This window comes from Alkalibacterium sp. m-11 (assembly GCF_054658155.1).
In genome coordinates, this window is the sequence record NZ_BAAGIR010000012.1 from 21,410 (window position 1) to 38,771 (window position 17,362).

Consider the following 17,362-nt stretch of genomic DNA (forward strand, 5'->3'; position numbering starts at 1 on the left):
TATCTAAAATACATCTAAAAGAAAGCCGTTCTAAGAATACAAAAACCGCAAATCTCGGGAGGACACCCAGATTTGCGGTTTTCTATAATTTAAAGCGCTGTTCAGCTGTACCTTAATCACCAACCAGCTGATCCAAATAGCTGATGGCATCGCTGATATGTTGTACAGGAACGATTTCCATCTCTGTATCAATTGCTTCAGCTGTTTCCAAGGCAAGATAATAATTCGACACGTAATCCGGTATAAGAGCAATCGTCTCCTCATCTACGTGATCGTCCGGTACAAAGAAGATATCTGCCCCTTCTCTGTCAGCAGCTACGACTTTTTTATCGACGCCACCAATACGACCAACTTCCCCGAACTCATTGATGGTTCCAGTTCCAGCTACCTGCAGGTTATTTAAGGGGAAATCTGTAATCTGTGTATAGACTTCCAAGGCAAACATCAATCCTGCTGAGGGGCCACCTATATTTCCAGAGTTGATGGCTACTGTCGGATCAGTTTCTACTTGTGTCCTGGTCACAAGAGTAATTCCAATACCTGGCTGACCCGTACTTTCAAGCACGACAAGATCACCAGCGACTGTCAGTTCTTCGCCATCTCTTTCAATGAGAAGGGAGACCGTATCTCCTGCATCCTTCCCACTTACGCTATCAACGAATTGCTGAGTGTTTTCAAAGCGCTCACCGTTCAGTTCCAGAATACTGTCTCCTGGAAAGAGCTCGTCTTCAAACTGAGACTCGTCTGATATACTCATTACATATACGCCTCGGTAGTCGATGTCATAAGGCAAGCCTGCTTCCTCGAATGCAGCGACTTTCGCCATATCGATCGAATTGCTCATGAAATACCTCTGCATAGTCCGGTATTCTTCATAATCATCTATCTGACCAAGTAACTGACTCTCCCAGACACCGGAGTGAAAAGGGAGGAACTGGAAAAAGCTGGTGAAAGGCGTTGCCTGAAACATTTCGACTGTCGTCAGCATATACCTTCCATCGACAGGTTCCACTACACCTTCGACTTCAATCAGCGGATTTATTTCAACGGCACTACCCGGTCTTTCAATATAATAAGGAATCGGCACAAAGAAAAAGAAGTAGAAAACAGTGGCATAGATTATACCTTTAATAATTTTTCTTTTTTTCACTTAAGAGGACCGCCTTTTAATTACTGCATCTACAAGTGCCCCAGCTACATTAGAAGGAACGAGTGAATCGATTTTCCCATTGTAATAGGCAATTTCCTTGACCATAGTCGAACTGATCGACCGATACTGTTCATCGGATATCAGAAAGACTGTCTCGATATTATTATTCTGTATCTTATTCAAGGTCGCGATATCTACCTCATATTCCATATCTTTAATTGACCGGATACCTCTGATCAATATGGAAATATCCAGTTCTTCTGCAAGAGAAACGGTCAGACCGTCGTGAGCCATTACACTCACCTGTCTGACTCCGTTATTCTCAAGAGCGGTTCGGATCATGTCAACACGCTGATCGACTGAGAACCAGTATTTTTTCGCTGTACTGGCACTGACGACTACGACAACTTCATCAAACAGTCGTGACGCACGTTCAAGAATATTGACATGTCCACTTGTCACAGGGTCAAAACTGCCGACGTACATTGCTTTTTTCACTTATTCTTCCACCCATTCAAATATAGTCAGTTTAGTGGTACCATATGTCTTTTCTTTATATACTGCCAGCCTGTGACTGGTAGGAGTGATCAGGACGTGTTTATCCGTTTCACATACAATCAGTGCGTCCGGTTTGAGAAGCTCATACGATACCAGAAGTCCGATAACCTCTTCTATCTGCTGCTTCGCATAAGGAGGATCCAGAAACACTAAGTCAAATGTTTCTTCTGCTGTTTTAAAACTAGCAAGCGCCTGCCTGTCTTTCTTTTTCCATACTGTAAATTTATCTTCTTCCCTGGTCATTTTTACGTTCTCATTGATCACAGATACAGCTGACTGATTGATATCCACCAGATAGGCTTTATCCATACCCCTTGAGACCGCTTCTATTCCAAGAGAGCCGCTTCCGGAATAAAGATCAAGTGCAGTTCCTCCACTGAAATAAGGACCTATCATATGAAAGAGAGATTCCTTGATTTTATCCGTCGTTGGTCTGGTGTTCGATCCTTTTAAGCTTTTTAAGGGTCTCCCACCATACTCACCGGAGATTACACGCATATATTTCCATCCTTTATCTTATAATTAAATGACTCGTCTGGGTGTTTCCAGTTCAGATTTTTCAAGTTCAGTTTTTTTCTTTGTCATCTCCGTCACTTTGTCGAGAACACCGTCAAATGTCTTCGGCAGCTCGCACTGGTAGGCATTTTCCACTTTTCTGACGAAATGCTGTTTGCTGATGGTTCTACTCAGATCTTCACGTTCGTCCTTGTTCACATACAGAACTGCGTAATTAATATTTTTAGATACATAGTGCACTAGCCCATAACGTTTTAGTTTATTTACATATTTTGTAGTATAAAGCCATACGATAAGCCCGGCTCTTCCATTTTTTTGTTCGCTCATTAAATTCACCTTCAAGAGTTTTTTTCATTATATCAAAAAAACCCTCTTTGTGAGAGGGTTTTTTAAGTTTCAGTCATTTTGGTTAGAGTTAAAAGCCTCTGAGTAAACATCATTTAAATGTTTCTCAAGGGTCCCGAGCATCAGATGCCCTTCTTCTTCATCAATCATACCCATAGCGATAGCAAATTCTACTTTCTTCGAAAATCCGAACATTTGAGTATCTATGACTTCTTCAAAAGCAGGACACGATACACAAAGATGCTGCTGATTTTCAATCAGTGATGATATCTTTTTCGCATCTTCGTTAAGAACATCTTTAGCTAGAGCAGTTTGCAGCTGATCCATAGGCATTTCCTTTCCTTATCATCCATAAGTAGTCTATAACTTACATTAGTATAGCATACTGCTCAGGAATGTGAAAGGCTGTATGACACGGAGTTCAGCACTAGACTATCATACGAACTGATTAGCTGTTAGATTTCTTGGCTGCTTTTTCACGTTCATTCTTGTTCAGTATTTTCTTTCTCAGTCTGATTGATTCAGGCGTTACTTCACAATACTCATCATCAGCCAGGAATTCAAGTGATTCTTCAAGGGTCATGATTCTTGGACGTTTGATAACGTTAGTCTGGTCTTTATTTGCTGAACGGATATTTGTTTTCTGTTTTTCCTTCGTCAGGTTAACAGCCAGATCATTGTCGCGGTTATGCTGACCAACGATCATCCCTTCGTAAATCTCAGTACCCGGCTCTACGAAGATTACTCCTCGATCTTCCAGGTTCATAATTCCGTATGTTGTAGCGACACCATTCTCCATCGACACAAGTGCACCATTTCTACGTTCACCTGTTTTCCCGCTTAGCATTGGTAGATACTGGTCAAATGTATGGTTCAGTATTCCGTAACCGCGTGTCATAGATAGGAATTCATTTGTGAATCCAATCAGTCCACGAGCAGGAGCAAGGAAAATTAAACGTACTTGTCCATTTCCAGTATGAATCATATCCTGCATTTCTGCTTTTCTAGTTCCCAGGTTTTCAATGACACTACCCATGTATTCTTCTGGAGTATCGATTTGAACTCTTTCGAACGGTTCAAATTTCTTGCCGTCAAATTCTCTTATGATAACCACTGGTCTGGAAACTTGCAGTTCATAGCCTTCCCTTCTCATGTTTTCTATAAGAATGGACAGGTGCAGTTCTCCTCTTCCTGAAACGATCCATTCATCAGGAGAGTCTGTCTGTTCTACTTTTAATGATACGTCCGTTTGTAACTGAAGCATCAAGCGCTCTTCAATTTTACGGGAAGTCACAAATTTACCTTCTCTACCAGCAAATGGAGAGTTGTTTACGATGAAAGTCATCTGCAATGTTGGTTCATCAATTCTTAGAATCGGTAACGGGTCCACATGGTCAACAGGTGTTACTGTTTCTCCAACGAAGATATCTTCAAAGCCTGAAACAGCAATCAGATCGCCCGCTTTAGCTGATTCAATTTCAACACGCTGTAAACCGAGGTATCCAAACAACTTGGTTACGCGGAAATTCTTAGTTGTGCCGTCAAGCTTACTTAATGTAACGTTGTCTCCAACTTTAATGGTTCCACGGAAAACTCGCCCAATTCCAATACGGCCGACATAATCGTTATAATCAAGAAGGGAGACCTGGAACTGCAGCGGATCTTCGCTGTTATCTACTGGAGATGGAACTTCTTTAAGAATACTTTCAAAGACTGGTTCCATCGTTTTTTCTTGAGTGCTCAAGTCTGCAGAATAGCTGCTTGTTCCGTTGATTGCAGAGGCATAGATAACAGGGAACTCCAGCTGCTCTTCGTCAGCATCCAGTTCGATCAGCAAATCTAATACTTCGTCAACCACTTCGGCTGGTCTAGCTGTATCTTTATCAATTTTGTTTACGACAACTAGTGGACGAAGTTTCATTTCCAAAGCTTTCTTTAAAACAAAACGTGTCTGAGGCATCGTTCCTTCATAAGCATCCACGACAAGAATAACACCGTCAACCATTTTCATGATTCGTTCCACTTCTCCACCGAAATCGGCGTGTCCTGGGGTATCCAAAATATTGATACGGTGATCTTTGTATTTAACTGCTGTGTTTTTCGCAAGAATCGTAATACCACGTTCTCTTTCGATATCGTTGGAATCCATAGCTCTTTCCCCTAGTTCGCTGTGCGCGTCCAGAGTGTCCGACTGTTTCAGCAGTTCGTCAACCAAGGTAGTTTTTCCGTGGTCAACGTGGGCAATAATTGCAATATTTCTTATATCATCTCGTCTATTCATAAATTTCCTCCAGTTTGTGGTTCTAAATCAATAATTGGCTTATAGTGTTTTCATAACACTTTCATATACTTTCACAAAAAAAACACTTACTCCTGAATACCTAACTCAAGAATAAATGTTTCCCATATATCCTGTATTGTTGCAGAGAATATTATATCAGTAATTAGAAGACATGTACAACGTTTTTTAAGCGTTAAGCATCTTAATAATGTCTTTGTGTGCATTTTTTGTCGAAAAGACAATGTCATTGTTAATCAGGAGATCGATCGGTTCATCAGTAAACGTCACTGCAGACATCCCCAGCTCTTCCATAAATACAAGTCCAGGAGCGACATCCCAAGGTTTGAGATTAGAAGCCACATAAGCCACTACACTCCCCTTAGCTACCTCTACACTCTCAAGTCCAGCAGATCCTAGCATACGTACTCCCATGCTCGTATTTCCAATCTCACGTATAATTGTTTTATCTTCTCTCATCATCAGTGCAGAACTGGCTGCAATCAGTCCCTCTCTGAGTGAAAGGTTCGCAGGTTCAGCTAACCTTTGACCGTTGCAACTAACCCCTTCCCCTTTAGTTGCGCTGTACAATTTGTCACGGGTAATGTCATATACGTAAGCAGCCTGGCCTACTCCCTCTTCATAAACTGCAATCATAACGGCGTAGTTTTCCTGCTGCTTGACAAAGTTCAGCGTTCCGTCAATTGGGTCAATAAACCAGATAGTTCCATTCATACTCGAAACTCCGTCCCCAAAGCCTTCTTCACCTACAACTTTATCTTCAGGAAAATGCCTGCGGATCTTCTCTACCAGCTGCTCTTCTATCGAGCGGTCCATTTTTGTTACCAGATCATTATCTGCTGTTTTCTGCTCAACGTCTAAATCACTATTTTTCTGTTCTAAAATATATAATTTGATTTCTTTCAACCATTGTAGAATCAATGCGTGTCTATTCTCTGATTGGGTCATCATCTTCTCCTCTTCTGTGTCGATTGAATAGGTCTATTGTAATAAAAGTGAAGATAAAATGCAAAATCTTCGGTGACTATGACTATGTACAGAAAGAAAGACCTTTAGTCATACTAAAGGTCTTTCTAACCAGATGTTTAATCTTACATGTGGATTGGTAATCCTAAAGCCGCTTCTGCAGCATCCATAACTGTTTCACCTAGAGAAGGGTGTCCGTGGATAGTCAATGCGATATCTTCAGCATTCATGCCACTTTCAATAGCTAAACCTAGTTCAGCAATGATGTCAGATGCACTGATTCCAGCAACCTGAGCCCCTACAATGACATTATCTTCTTTTGTAGTGATCAGTCTGACAAAACCTTCAGTAGCATTAAGAGACAATGCACGTCCGTTTCCGCCAAGTGGAAATTTAGTGACTTTAATATCCATATCCTGTTCTTTCGCTTCACTTTCTGTTAAACCGACAGAAGCAATTTCTGGATCAGTGAAGGCTACTGCAGGAAGTGCACGGTAATCTACTGCTACTTTCTTACCTGAGATAGCTTCCGCTGCTATTTTAGCTTCATAGCTGGCTTTGTGAGCCAGTGCAGGTCCAGGTACAACGTCTCCGATTCCCCAGATGCTTGGTACGTTCGTACGTCCCTGATTGTCCACTTTGATCAGGCCACGGTCTCCAACTTCAACGCCAGCCTGTTCAAGACCTAACTCGTCAGTGTTTGGACGACGTCCTACAGTAACAAGGACATAATCCACGTCAAGAGATTTTTCTTCTCCTTTAGCTTCATATTTAACTGTCACACCGTTATCTGAAACAACAGCTTCTTTAGCCATTGCATCAGTAACGATGTCAACGCCACGTGATTTAAAGTTTTTCTCAACAAGTTTGACCATGTCTTTGTCAAACCCATTAAGGATAGATGGCAGACCTTCAAGGATAGTGACTTCAGTACCCAAGTTAGCGTAAACACCTGCTAATTCAGAACCGATGTAGCCACCACCGACGATAGCCATTTTTCCAGGGATTTCAGATAAGTTCAATGCGCCAGTTGAATCAAGAACTCGTTCACCGAATTTAAATCCTGGGATTTCAACCGGACGGCTTCCTGTTGCAACAATAGCGTTGTTGAAAGAATAAGTCTGAGCTTTATCTTCACCCATAACACGTAGAGTGTTTTCGTCAACGAAGAAAGCTTCTCCGTCAAGGATCTCAACTTTATTCTTCTTAAGCAGACCTTCGACACCTTTAGTCAGTTTAGAAACAACCTGATTGTTCTTCCATTCCTGAGTTTTAGCGAAGTCGATCGTTACATTCTCAGATGATACACCAAAAGATGTAGAATCAAGAGAATCCTGGTATTTGTGACCAGCAGCGATCAATGCTTTAGATGGAATACATCCTACGTTCAAGCATACACCGCCGATATATTCTTTTTCTACAATAGCAACTTTCTGTCCCATTTGAGCAGCTCTGATTGCAGCTACGTATCCACCAGGTCCAGCGCCGATAACTACTGTATCCAGTTCAATTGCGAAATCTCCTACTACCATTTACGATTCACCTTATCCTTCCATTAATAATAATTCAGGATCTGCTAATAGACGTTTAAGTTCGTTCATAGCTTTCTGACCTGTCGCTCCATCGATTACTCGGTGGTCGAATACTAGTGACAGTGCAAGCATTGGAGCAGCAACGACTTCACCTTCGTCGTTAACAATCGCTTTTTTAGCGATACGTCCAACACCTAGAATAGCAACTTCAGGGTGGTTAATGATTGGTGTGAACCATCCGCCGCCAACAGAACCGATGTTGGAAATTGAAATAGAACCGTCAGCCATGTCGCTGGATTTCAATTTACCTTCGTGAGCTTTAGCTCCAAGTTCTGAAATTTCTGATGCAATGTCGAACATTGATTTCTTGTCAGCATCTGAAACAACTGGCACGTAAAGTCCCTGTTCAGTATCTGCAGCAATACCGATATTGAAGTAGTTTTTGTAAACCACTTCATCAGTTGTATCATCGATAGATGAGTTCAATACCGGGAATTTCTTCATAACTGAGATGACAGCTTTAACAATGTAAGGTAGGAATGTCAGTTTAACATCCTGCTCAGCAGCAATCGTCTTGAATTTAGTGCGGTGAGCCATCAATTTAGTTACATCAACTTCATCGAACAGTGATACTGAAGGAATTGTCAATGAACTGTTGACCATTGCTTTAGAGATTGCTTTACGAGTAGTAGACATTTTTTCTCTAGTTTCTTCATCAGAACGACCAGATTTGAATGGTTTCGCTTCTGAAGATACACGTTGAATGTGCTTGCTTTCAGTTGAAGTTCCTTCTTCAGAAGAAGACCCTCGATCAGCTGATTTAGATTCAGCAGATGCTCCGCCACCTTGCAGGAAGCTGTCGATATCGTCTCTAGTTGTACGTCCACCTTTACCAGTGGCTTCAACCAGGCTGATGTCTACATCTTTTTCACGCGCATATTGTCGAACAGATGGCATAGCCAGTACACGTTTATTCGGATCAGATGTTTTAACTACCTCACCGGAAGTAGCACCTTCTGAACCTGCTGGATCTGTTTCTTCTGTTCCAGCAGCAGTTTCTTCAGATGACATTTCAGATTCAGCTGCTTCTTCAGTTGAATCAGCTTCTTCCTCGCCACCTTCATGACCTTCTGCGTCGATCTCAACGATTGGATCTCCTACAGAAGCTACTGTACCTGGTTCAACTAAGAATTTTTTGATTGTTCCATCAACTGGAGAAGCTAGTTCCTCAACTGATTTATCGTTTTGGATTTCTGCAATCGAATCGCCTTCTTCAACTGTGTCTCCCTCAGAAACTAACCAGCTGACGATTTCGCCTTCAGCCATACCTTCCCCAACATCAGGGAGTTTAAATGTAAAAGCCATTATTTTTCTTCCCTTCTAAAATGATTTCATTTAAGAAATTAACTTTACTCAATAAGGAACAATCTTTCTATTCTCTTGTATCGAGTTAAAAAGAATGTTCCTTTTGAGTTACGGTATCAAATTATATTAAAATTCAACGGTTTCTTTGATTGAATCAGTAATGTCCTCAGCGTTCGGCAACCAAGCGTTTTCTGCTTGTCCGAATGGATAAACTGTATCAGGTGCTGTAACGAATCCGATAGGTGCTTCCAGAGAAAGGATTGCACGTTGAGACACTTCAGAAATAACCGTGTTTCCTACTCCAGCCATGCGCTGAGCTTCCTGAACCATGACCATGCGGCCAGTTTTCTCAACAGAAGCTACAACAGTTTCATAGTCGATTGGAGAAACAGTACGCAGGTCGATCACCTCAACAGATACACCGTCTTTTTCAAGCTGTTCAGCAGCTTTCAATGCTTCACGGACCATGTAACCATAGGCTACGACTGTTACGTCTGTTCCTTCTTTAGCTACAGCAGCTTTCCCTAGAGGTACAGTGTACTGTTCTTCAGGAACTTCATCACGGAAAGAACGGTAAAGTTTCATGTGCTCAAGGAAAACAACCGGATCTTCGTCACGGATTGCTGAAGTTAGAAGACCTTTTGCATCGTAAGGGTTTGAAGGGATAACAACTTTAAGTCCAGGAGACTGAGCCATTAGTCCTTCAAGACTGTCTGCGTGCATTTCAGGCGTGTGTACTCCTCCACCAAATGGTGAACGAACAACTGCCGGAAGGTGCAGTTTTCCACCCATACGGTAGCTGGTACGAGCCATTTGACCAACAATTGAATCCATTACTTCGAATACGAATCCGAAGAACTGGATTTCCATAACTGGACGGAAACCTTGAACAGCTAAACCAAAAGCCATTCCTCCGATACCAGATTCAGCAAGTGGAGTATCACTGACGCGATCTTCACCGTACTTGTCGAAAAGTCCTTGAGTCGCACGGAATACTCCGCCGTTTTTACCTACGTCTTCACCGAAAACCAGGACTTTTTCATCACGGGCCATTTCCTGATCAAGTGCTTCCGTGATTGCTTGAATCATTGTAAGATTCGCCATGATTATTTACTCTCCTTTGCTTCGTATTTCTCAATCTGCTCAGTAATGTTCTGACCAGGCTCATTGTACATGTTTTTCAGGAAGTCTGAAATTTTCATCTTAGGAGCTTGATCTGCTTCTTTAGCAGCTTGTTTGATTTCTTCTTTAGTTTCTTCAATCAGTTTTTCTTCCTGTTCTTCTGACCATAGACCTTTTTCAGTCAGGAAGTTACGGAAGCGGATAAGTGGATCTCTCTGTTCCCAGTAGTCAAATGATTCCTGTTCACGGTAACGTGTAGGATCATCACCTGAAGTTGAGTGAGGGCCGAAACGTGACGTGATTGTTTCAATCAACACTGGTCCGTTTCCTGCAGCAGCCCATTCACGAGCCTGTTTAGTAACAGCATATACTGCAAGTGGGTCCATTCCATCAACTTGAACACCAGGGATACCTGCAGCAGCAGCTTTCTGAGCAAGTGTGTTAGCAGCAGACTGCTTCTCACGTGGAGTAGAGATTGCATACCCATTGTTTTGGATAAAGAATACGACAGGTGCTTTGTAACGTCCGGCAAAGTTCATCCCTTCGTATACATCACCTTGAGAAGATCCACCGTCACCAGTATAAGTGAATGTCACTTCATCTTCTTTCCCAGCCATTTTCTGTCCCACGGCATTACCCATTGCTTGAATAAATTGAGCACCGATAATGATTTGAGGTGGAATAGCGTGTAAATCTTCAGGATAGTTGTTTCCTTCTACATGTCCACGAGACCATAAGAAAGCCTGTGATACAGGTAGACCGTGCTGGATCAACTGAGGTACATCACGGTACCCAGGATAGAACCAGTCCTGTTTCTTAAATGCAAAATGACTTGCTAACTGAGAAGCTTCCTGCCCCATAGTAGGTGCATAGAAACCTAGTCTTCCCTGACGTGCAAGTGCCATTGAGCGATCGTGAAGAACACGTGACCACACCATTCTTCTCATTAATTCTACTAATTCATCATCAGATAAATCCGGCATAATGTCTTCGTTGACGATTTTCCCATCTTTATCCAGAATTTGAACCATCGGAAACGAAGCTTCGATTGTACTTAGTAATGCTTCGTAATCAACTGGTTGCTTTGCCATAGATTACCCATTCCTCTCTGTTTTTAAAGTTCAATATAACAGATAATATCCCCTGTTACATTTTAATCCATTCCTTTCTAAATCTATCATGATTCATGAATTAATGCAAGCGATATTCATGCAGTGTCGCAGTATAAATCCTTGATGTTAAAGCAATTACAGCCCATTGTGATAACTATAACAAACACGCTGTTATACTTTTCCCATACGATACCCTCCGGAACTTCATTAATTAAAGTAATACAGGCAATTTATCTGTTATATAAAAGAACTTACAGCTATGTCTTTGTACCATTGGAAGGAGACGCAGCTTTTCGCATGTGAATCGCATCACTATTTATTATTAGAATACTTTTATTTTGACTATAGGAATATTTGAGGTGCGGGACCCATTCAAATTTGTTAGAATAGGAAAAGAGTAATAGCATTGGAGGTTATATACGTGTTAACTATGAAAGATGTCATTAGAGAAGGACACCCTACCTTAAGACAAACTGCTGAAGCAATTGAATTTCCTTTAGATCATGAAGTAAAGTCTCTCGCAGAAGATATGCTTCAGTTTTTAAAGAACAGTCAGGATCCTGAACTTACTGAAAAGTATGAATTGAGACCTGGAGTGGGAATCGCAGCTCCCCAGGTCGATGTATCTAAAAGACTGATTGCTGTACATGTCCCTTCAGCAGATGAAGAAGACAGCACCCCCGAGTTCAGCGCTGTGATGATCAACCCTAAAATCATCAGTCATTCTGTCCAGCAGACTTGCCTGTCAGATGGAGAAGGCTGCCTGTCTGTCGACCGCGAAGTTCCAGGCTATGTCCCGAGACACAAGCGGATTAAAGTGGATTACTTTGACTTGGACGGGAACAAACAGAGCATTCGACTGAGAGATTTTCCGGCAATTGTCGTCCAGCACGAAATCGATCACCTGAACGGCATCATGTTCTACGATCGAATCGATCCTGAAAATCCATTGGCACTGCCAGATGACATTGATGTACTAGGTACAGTAGAAGACTAATACGAATGCGAATTACCTGAATAATAATGTAAAAAGACGATAGTCCTTCCGGCTTAAAGTGGCCGGAAGGACTATCGTCTTTTCAATTTAGGTTAACTTATAAATCAGCGTTCCTCTACTCTAATTTCTTCCGCAGGATCCACCGGTTCTCTCAGCTGTCTTCTCTTCTGCTGCTGATACTGAATTGCTTCCAGCAGAGGAATCATAATGGCTGCTACGAAGCCTCCTGCAAACCCGTTATTATATAAATTGATCCCACCGTGCAGATAACCTGTATTGCTGACGACACTAAGGTGAAGTGCGCCGGCAAGAATACCGATCAGCATGCCGTAGCGACCTGCTATAGGCGCGATCGTCGTCCCGAACAACCCTGCGATCACTACCGATGTTGCACTCATGTCGTACCCATTGATATATCCCATCAAGGTGACCCCTATGAGAATAGGAATAACGTTGCCAAGGTGTTTCCCGAATGCACCGAACCCGACAACTGTAAGTATCCCACCAATAGCCGGTCCGTTTATTTCTCCGCCATGAAACAGCACATAAAATGTCGAGACAAAACCTAGCAGTGCCATATTGATCAGGGTAACACTGAATCCGTTGGTAGTCAGAAAGTCAGTGGACAGCTGGCCGGAATGCTTGATCAGTGCGCCATAACCATTCAGCGTCCAGGAATTTAAATACAGCCCCCCTACTAGCATCAGAGTAAACAAAGTAAAAAAAATGATAGTAAATGGCTGATTGTTTCCGCTGGATATCATTGAAACGGGTTCAATGTCTCTACCAGTACTTCTCAGAAGTGAGGTAAAAATTGTTCCAACTATACCGCTGGTGAAACCAACGTTGTAGACACTGAAACCTTTTGTAAACCCGACAAAGTGCTTAGCCAGAGGCGGAAGGATAAAGCCAGCAACAAATCCGACTAAGTATCCATAAAAAATACCCAACGGGAGCGGCAGACCTATATTGAATGTCACTTCACTCACCAGCGGTCCAAGTGCTGTCCCGAATAAAGCGGCCAGCAAGGATTTCTCTGCCGGGACTTCCGTTACCCTTGCATAAGCAAAAGCACCCAGAACGATCGGCATGGAATTATACAGGTTTTTACCAAAAAATGAAAAGGCAGCTACTGTAAAGACAGCGGCAATAATCGGACCGTTGACTTTCGCCCGCGCCAGGCGGATGATACCAATAGAATGCGCTGTCAATAATGCAGAATTAAAAAGCGTAGCGCCTACGTTTGAAAGTGCAAAATAATCGGTTGTCAGATTGGCTGGAGAAGTTAAGATCGTAATCTGTCCAGTGATGATTTCCTGAGGGGTATTGAATAAGAATGCCAGAGAAGCAAAAAACAGTGCCAGACTTAACAGAAAGCCATACTTCACATTCTGTGATATGACAGTGTATTGAGTAATATGCAGCTGGTTTTCAGATGTCACATCAATTCCTCTTTCCTCAGCGTAGTTACGCTAGATGGTTGAATGGAGATAGACGGGCTCGAACCGACGACCTCTTCGCTGCCAGCGAAGCGCTCTCCCAACTGAGCTATACCCCCTGCGTCATACTTTCTTATTATTACTCATAGACCCTACTTTGTCTATAAGATCATAGAAAAAAGACTGGTTTCCCAGTCGTTTTTCACAAGATTGACACATTTCATCAGTTGAAACCCAACTTTTCAAGAGCCAGCTGAATACCATTCTCACTGCTGCTGGCTGTTACAAGATCAGCAACTTTTTTCACCTCATCTTCAGCGTTACCCATCGCTACACCAGTGCCGACATGTTTAATCATTTCCATATCATTAAATCCGTCACCGAAGGCCACAATATCTTCATTGCTTATATCAAGGTGTTCAGCCAGACGTTCAATAGTCGAAAACTTGGATCCTCCAACAGGAAGAACATCGACCCCCTTGTCGTGCCATCTCACAAATCTGAAATGATCAAATTGTCCATCTTCATACAATGAGGATTCTTCTTCTGTATAAAAAATCAGACACTGTACAAGAGACTGTTCCTTATAGTAGTCATGATCGTGTTCCGGTACTGGAAACCCGACATGAGCCATTCCTTCCTCCATCCTCTTATTTGCCTGGCTGCTTCGTCTTTTGAGCTCATCGACTGTTTCATATACAATTTGATGTCCGTTCTCGTCAGCTAATCTAATAAGGCGATCAAGCTCATCCTTATTTAAAAAATTGGTATAGATTGAATCGTGCTTATAATATGCAGCTGCACCATTGCAGACAATATAGTTTTCAATGGTCAGTTCCTTAATGATTTCTGAAGCCATGGTCCGGTTTCTGCCAGTAGCTATAGCTACTTCATAATTTTCAGCCAGTCTCTTAACTGCCTCTCTCGTACTGTCAGGAATCTGCTTGTTCTCGTCCAGTAGAGTGCCGTCAATGTCAAATACGAATAATTTCCTGTTTGTCATATCTATTTACACACTTCCTTTTTTCACTGCTATTCTCCTACTATATACATAAAACAGCATTTACTCAATGCTTTATCAACAGTTTGTTTCAATGATGACGACTTGCCTTCCTATACTTATTATTTTCATTATGGTAATATATTTATAGCAGTGGCTAGTACCCACTATACAGACCTGATGAGATTTATCTTTTTTTGTAAGTATTCATTAGCAAACTGAAATCAAACATTATAAGGAGACGTTTATATGAAACCAAATATCAAGAACAATGAAACGGCAGTCTATGCCTTAGGAGGACTGAATGAGATAGGAAAGAATACCTATGCTGTCCAATTCCAGGATGAGATCATTCTTATTGATGCAGGAATTAAGTTCCCGGAAGACGATCTTTTAGGTATCGATTATGTCATTCCCGATTACAGCTATCTGATAGAAAATCAGGACAAGATCAAAGGGCTGTTTATTACACATGGACATGAGGATCACGTAGGAGGAATTCCTTTCCTTCTTAAGCAGCTTAACATCCCTATCTATGCTAATAAACTTGCTCTGGCTCTAATAAAAAATAAATTGAACGAACACAACCTGCTGCGTTCTGCAACACTTCACGAAGTCAATGAAGATACAGTCACCAAGTTCAGAAAGACTACTGTATCATTCTTCAGAACTACTCACAGTGTGCCAGAATCATACGGTATCGTTGTGAAGACTCCGAATGGTAATATTGTCCAGACCGGGGACTTTAAATTCGACTTCACACCAGTTGGAGAACCCGCAAATATCCACAAGATGGCTAAAATTGGAGAAGAAGGTGTTCTTGCCCTTCTGTCTGACAGTACCAATGCTGAAGTTCCAAACTTTACCAAGTCCGAACAGGTAGTTGGAGATTCAATTCGCAGTCTTCTTAAGAAAATCGATGGCCGTATCATCTTTGCGACATTTGCTTCAAATATTTCACGAATCCAGCAAGTTGTCGAAGCGGCTAACAAGACTGGAAGAAAAATTGCCGTATTTGGAAGAAGTATGGTCAATGCGATGGAGACAGGTCAGGAACTTGGGTATATCCAGGCAGAAGAAGGCACCTTCATTCACCCGAATGAACTGAAACGTTACAATGATAATGAGATCCTGATCTTATGTACAGGATCACAAGGTGAGCCGATGGCAGCTCTCAGTCGTGTCGCAAACGGAACACACAGACAGATTTCCATCCAGCCTGGAGATTCAGTTATTTTCTCCAGCTCTCCTATTCCCGGGAATACTGTCAGCGTTAACCGTGTCATCAACCAGCTTCTTGAAGCTGGCGCAAACGTCATCCACGGAAAAATCAACAACATTCATACTTCAGGACACGGTGGTCAGGAAGAGCAGAAATTGATGCTTCAACTCATGAAGCCTAAATACTTTGTTCCTATTCACGGCGAGCATCGTATGCAGAAAATCCATGCATCTCTTGCACAGAAAACGGGCGTAGCTGAAGAAAACTGTTTTGTACTGGATAACGGTCAAATCGTCGCATTTACTGAAGACAGTGCACGACGCGCCGGAGACTTTGACGCAAAAGATGTTTATGTAGATGGAAGCGGGATTGGAGATATAGGTAACGTCGTCTTGAGAGACCGAAAAATCCTTTCTGATAATGGTCTAGTTGTAGTTGTAGCCACCATTGACCCTAAGAAGAAAGAAGTGCTTGCCGGACCTGATATTATCTCAAGAGGCTTCATATATATGAGAGAATCAGAAGAACTCATACAAAATGCTCAGAAAATAGCGTATAAGAGTATCCGGAAATCATTCGAACACAATTCCGTCAATGAATTTAAGTTGAGGAATGACCTGATCGAAGATATCAAGCAGTTCCTCTTTGCAGAAACTGAAAGAAGACCGATCATCCTTCCAGTTATTTTAACAAATTAAAAAAAGTGAGCGGACATCGTATATGTCTGCTCACTTTTTTATACCCAAGAGTCATCTACTCTTTGACCAGATCGTGTCTGAATGCATAAATGGCCACTTGAGTTCTATCTTCCACATCCAGCTTCGATAATATGTTAGAGACATGTGTCTTGACTGTCTTTAAAGTGATAAAAAGCTCATCCGCTATTTCCTGATTGGTATACCCCTTGGAAATAAGCTGAACCACCTCGTTCTCTCTATTAGTCAGTAGTTCATGAGGATAATGCTTCATGGATTCCTCTTTCTTCTCCTCCATGATTGAACTGACTTCGTCCTCGATATAATTATCACCGTTATAAGTATTCCTGACCGCTTTTGCAATTTCCTGAGCTGTAGATGTTTTTAAAATATACCCACAGGCCCCTGCCTGCATAGCTGGATATACCTTTTCATCGTCAATGAAACTTGTCAGGATTATGATTTTGGCCTCCGGCCATTGCGTCATCAACTGCTGTGTAGCTTCTGTACCGTCCATCACTTCCATTACCAGATCCATCAGAATAATATCAGGCTTTTCCTTAAGCGCCAGTTCTACTCCTATTTCCCCATTCTCGGCTTCTCCAACCACTTCAAAATCATCCTGTACTGAAAAAAAGGATGACAATCCAAGACGTACCATTTCATGATCATCTACTAACAACAACCGTATCACATAGTCTCCTCCTCTATACTATTGGTACATTGATCTCAATTCGTGTGCCGACATTTTTAAGTGAAATGATTCTCACATTCCCACCCATGCCTTCGATTCGTTCTCTTATATTATGTAGTCCGTAACTGCCTGCTTTCTTATCTTCCACTTTAAAACCGACGCCATCATCGATAACACTTAACTGTACTGTATCTCCGTTTTTTGTCAAATAGACTTCCAGTTCCGTATGTGTCAAGACTTTGGCGGAAACTTTTTTTCTAGAGATGGTAACTCTTCAATTTTAATATTAAAATGGCTCATTCTGTGTGTTTCATTACCCAAACATTTTCTTCAGTTGTCCCATTGGACTT

General features: G+C 41.8%; 16 protein-coding genes, 1 tRNA gene and 1 pseudogene. 2 read left to right on the forward strand and 16 right to left on the reverse strand.

Annotated elements, in window-relative coordinates:
* Nucleotides 1–112: 112 nt before the first annotated feature.
* From ACYQ2O_RS02745 to pdhA, 11 genes are all read right to left on the reverse strand, one after another.
* Nucleotides 113–1,150: a SepM family pheromone-processing serine protease gene (locus ACYQ2O_RS02745; RefSeq protein ID WP_346024398.1), complete on the reverse strand. Its 1,038-nt coding sequence runs from the start codon at nt 1,148–1,150 to the stop codon at nt 113–115.
* Nucleotides 1,151–1,648 (reverse strand): pantetheine-phosphate adenylyltransferase, encoded by a 498-nt coding sequence (gene coaD, locus ACYQ2O_RS02750; protein WP_346024399.1) that lies wholly within the window; start codon nt 1,646–1,648, stop codon nt 1,151–1,153. It lies immediately after the preceding gene.
* Entirely contained in the window at nt 1,649–2,206 is a 558-nt protein-coding gene (rsmD, locus tag ACYQ2O_RS02755) for a 16S rRNA (guanine(966)-N(2))-methyltransferase RsmD (RefSeq protein WP_346024400.1), read from the reverse strand.
* Between the two features lie 24 nt (nt 2,207–2,230).
* Complete coding sequence (locus ACYQ2O_RS02760) at nt 2,231–2,551, reverse strand: YlbG family protein (RefSeq protein ID WP_346024401.1); 321 nt, start codon at nt 2,549–2,551, stop codon at nt 2,231–2,233.
* Between the two features lie 69 nt (nt 2,552–2,620).
* Nucleotides 2,621–2,896, reverse strand: coding sequence for a DUF1507 family protein (locus ACYQ2O_RS02765; protein ID WP_459770253.1), 276 nt, complete (start codon nt 2,894–2,896; stop codon nt 2,621–2,623).
* A 121-nt stretch (nt 2,897–3,017) separates the two neighbouring features.
* Complete coding sequence (gene typA, locus ACYQ2O_RS02770) at nt 3,018–4,850, reverse strand: translational GTPase TypA (protein ID WP_346024402.1); 1,833 nt, start codon at nt 4,848–4,850, stop codon at nt 3,018–3,020.
* Between the two features lie 186 nt (nt 4,851–5,036).
* Nucleotides 5,037–5,819 (reverse strand): inositol monophosphatase family protein, encoded by a 783-nt coding sequence (locus ACYQ2O_RS02775; protein WP_459795932.1) that lies wholly within the window; start codon nt 5,817–5,819, stop codon nt 5,037–5,039.
* Nucleotides 5,820–5,959: 140 nt separating this feature from the next.
* The gene (gene lpdA, locus ACYQ2O_RS02780; protein WP_346024612.1) at nt 5,960–7,366 is read right to left on the reverse strand and encodes a dihydrolipoyl dehydrogenase; all 1,407 of its coding nucleotides are present in this window, start codon (nt 7,364–7,366) and stop codon (nt 5,960–5,962) included.
* 12 nt (nt 7,367–7,378) lie between these two features.
* A complete protein-coding gene (locus ACYQ2O_RS02785) occupies nt 7,379–8,731 on the reverse strand; it encodes a dihydrolipoamide acetyltransferase family protein (protein ID WP_459795933.1) in 1,353 nt (450 codons plus the stop codon).
* 126 nt (nt 8,732–8,857) lie between these two features.
* Nucleotides 8,858–9,835, reverse strand: coding sequence for an alpha-ketoacid dehydrogenase subunit beta (locus ACYQ2O_RS02790; protein WP_346024610.1), 978 nt, complete (start codon nt 9,833–9,835; stop codon nt 8,858–8,860).
* Between the two features lie 2 nt (nt 9,836–9,837).
* Nucleotides 9,838–10,944 (reverse strand): pyruvate dehydrogenase (acetyl-transferring) E1 component subunit alpha, encoded by a 1,107-nt coding sequence (gene pdhA, locus ACYQ2O_RS02795; RefSeq protein WP_346024609.1) that lies wholly within the window; start codon nt 10,942–10,944, stop codon nt 9,838–9,840.
* Nucleotides 10,945–11,386: 442 nt separating this feature from the next.
* Here pdhA and def point away from each other — a divergent pair, with 442 nt between their 5' ends.
* Nucleotides 11,387–11,962 carry a peptide deformylase gene (def, locus tag ACYQ2O_RS02800; RefSeq protein ID WP_459795934.1) on the forward strand — a complete coding sequence of 192 codons (576 nt, stop codon included), beginning with the start codon at nt 11,387–11,389 and terminating at the stop codon, nt 11,960–11,962.
* 104 nt (nt 11,963–12,066) lie between these two features.
* On the opposite strand, the gene ACYQ2O_RS02805 is transcribed toward def, so the two are convergent.
* The 3 genes from ACYQ2O_RS02805 to ACYQ2O_RS02815 form a co-directional block, all read right to left on the reverse strand.
* Nucleotides 12,067–13,404 carry a DUF1576 domain-containing protein gene (locus ACYQ2O_RS02805; protein ID WP_459795935.1) on the reverse strand — a complete coding sequence of 446 codons (1,338 nt, stop codon included), beginning with the start codon at nt 13,402–13,404 and terminating at the stop codon, nt 12,067–12,069.
* Between the two features lie 43 nt (nt 13,405–13,447).
* Nucleotides 13,448–13,520, reverse strand: a tRNA-Ala gene (locus ACYQ2O_RS02810).
* 104 nt (nt 13,521–13,624) lie between these two features.
* Nucleotides 13,625–14,404, reverse strand: coding sequence for a Cof-type HAD-IIB family hydrolase (locus ACYQ2O_RS02815; RefSeq protein ID WP_459795936.1), 780 nt, complete (start codon nt 14,402–14,404; stop codon nt 13,625–13,627).
* A gap of 246 nt (nt 14,405–14,650) precedes the next feature.
* Between ACYQ2O_RS02815 and rnjA the strand changes: the two genes are divergently transcribed.
* A complete protein-coding gene (gene rnjA, locus ACYQ2O_RS02820) occupies nt 14,651–16,321 on the forward strand; it encodes a ribonuclease J1 (protein ID WP_459795937.1) in 1,671 nt (556 codons plus the stop codon).
* A gap of 55 nt (nt 16,322–16,376) precedes the next feature.
* On the opposite strand, the gene ACYQ2O_RS02825 is transcribed toward rnjA, so the two are convergent.
* On the reverse strand, nt 16,377–17,012 hold the full coding sequence (locus ACYQ2O_RS02825) for a response regulator transcription factor (RefSeq protein WP_091268687.1): 636 nt from the start codon (nt 17,010–17,012) through the stop codon (nt 16,377–16,379).
* 13 nt (nt 17,013–17,025) lie between these two features.
* Nucleotides 17,026–17,235 (reverse strand): annotated as a pseudogene (locus tag ACYQ2O_RS02830) (sensor histidine kinase); the annotation flags it as partial.
* Nucleotides 17,236–17,362: the final 127 nt, after the last annotated feature.

What these genes read in the sequence shown, in the direction of transcription:
- ACYQ2O_RS02775 (WP_459795932.1), bottom strand. Translation starts at nt 5,819, where the DNA reads ATGATGACCCAATCAGAGAATAGACACGCATTGATTCTACAATGGTTG.
- ACYQ2O_RS02765 (WP_459770253.1), bottom strand. Translation starts at nt 2,896, where the DNA reads ATGGATCAGCTGCAAACTGCTCTAGCTAAAGATGTTCTTAACGAAGAT.
- rsmD (WP_346024400.1), bottom strand. Translation starts at nt 2,206, where the DNA reads ATGCGTGTAATCTCCGGTGAGTATGGTGGGAGACCCTTAAAAAGCTTA.
- ACYQ2O_RS02815 (WP_459795936.1), bottom strand. Translation starts at nt 14,404, where the DNA reads ATGACAAACAGGAAATTATTCGTATTTGACATTGACGGCACTCTACTG.
- ACYQ2O_RS02785 (WP_459795933.1), bottom strand. Translation starts at nt 8,731, where the DNA reads ATGGCTTTTACATTTAAACTCCCTGATGTTGGGGAAGGTATGGCTGAA.
- lpdA (WP_346024612.1), bottom strand. Translation starts at nt 7,366, where the DNA reads ATGGTAGTAGGAGATTTCGCAATTGAACTGGATACAGTAGTTATCGGC.
- pdhA (WP_346024609.1), bottom strand. Translation starts at nt 10,944, where the DNA reads ATGGCAAAGCAACCAGTTGATTACGAAGCATTACTAAGTACAATCGAA.
- typA (WP_346024402.1), bottom strand. Translation starts at nt 4,850, where the DNA reads ATGAATAGACGAGATGATATAAGAAATATTGCAATTATTGCCCACGTT.
- ACYQ2O_RS02790 (WP_346024610.1), bottom strand. Translation starts at nt 9,835, where the DNA reads ATGGCGAATCTTACAATGATTCAAGCAATCACGGAAGCACTTGATCAG.
- ACYQ2O_RS02760 (WP_346024401.1), bottom strand. Translation starts at nt 2,551, where the DNA reads ATGAGCGAACAAAAAAATGGAAGAGCCGGGCTTATCGTATGGCTTTAT.
- rnjA (WP_459795937.1), top strand. Translation starts at nt 14,651, where the DNA reads ATGAAACCAAATATCAAGAACAATGAAACGGCAGTCTATGCCTTAGGA.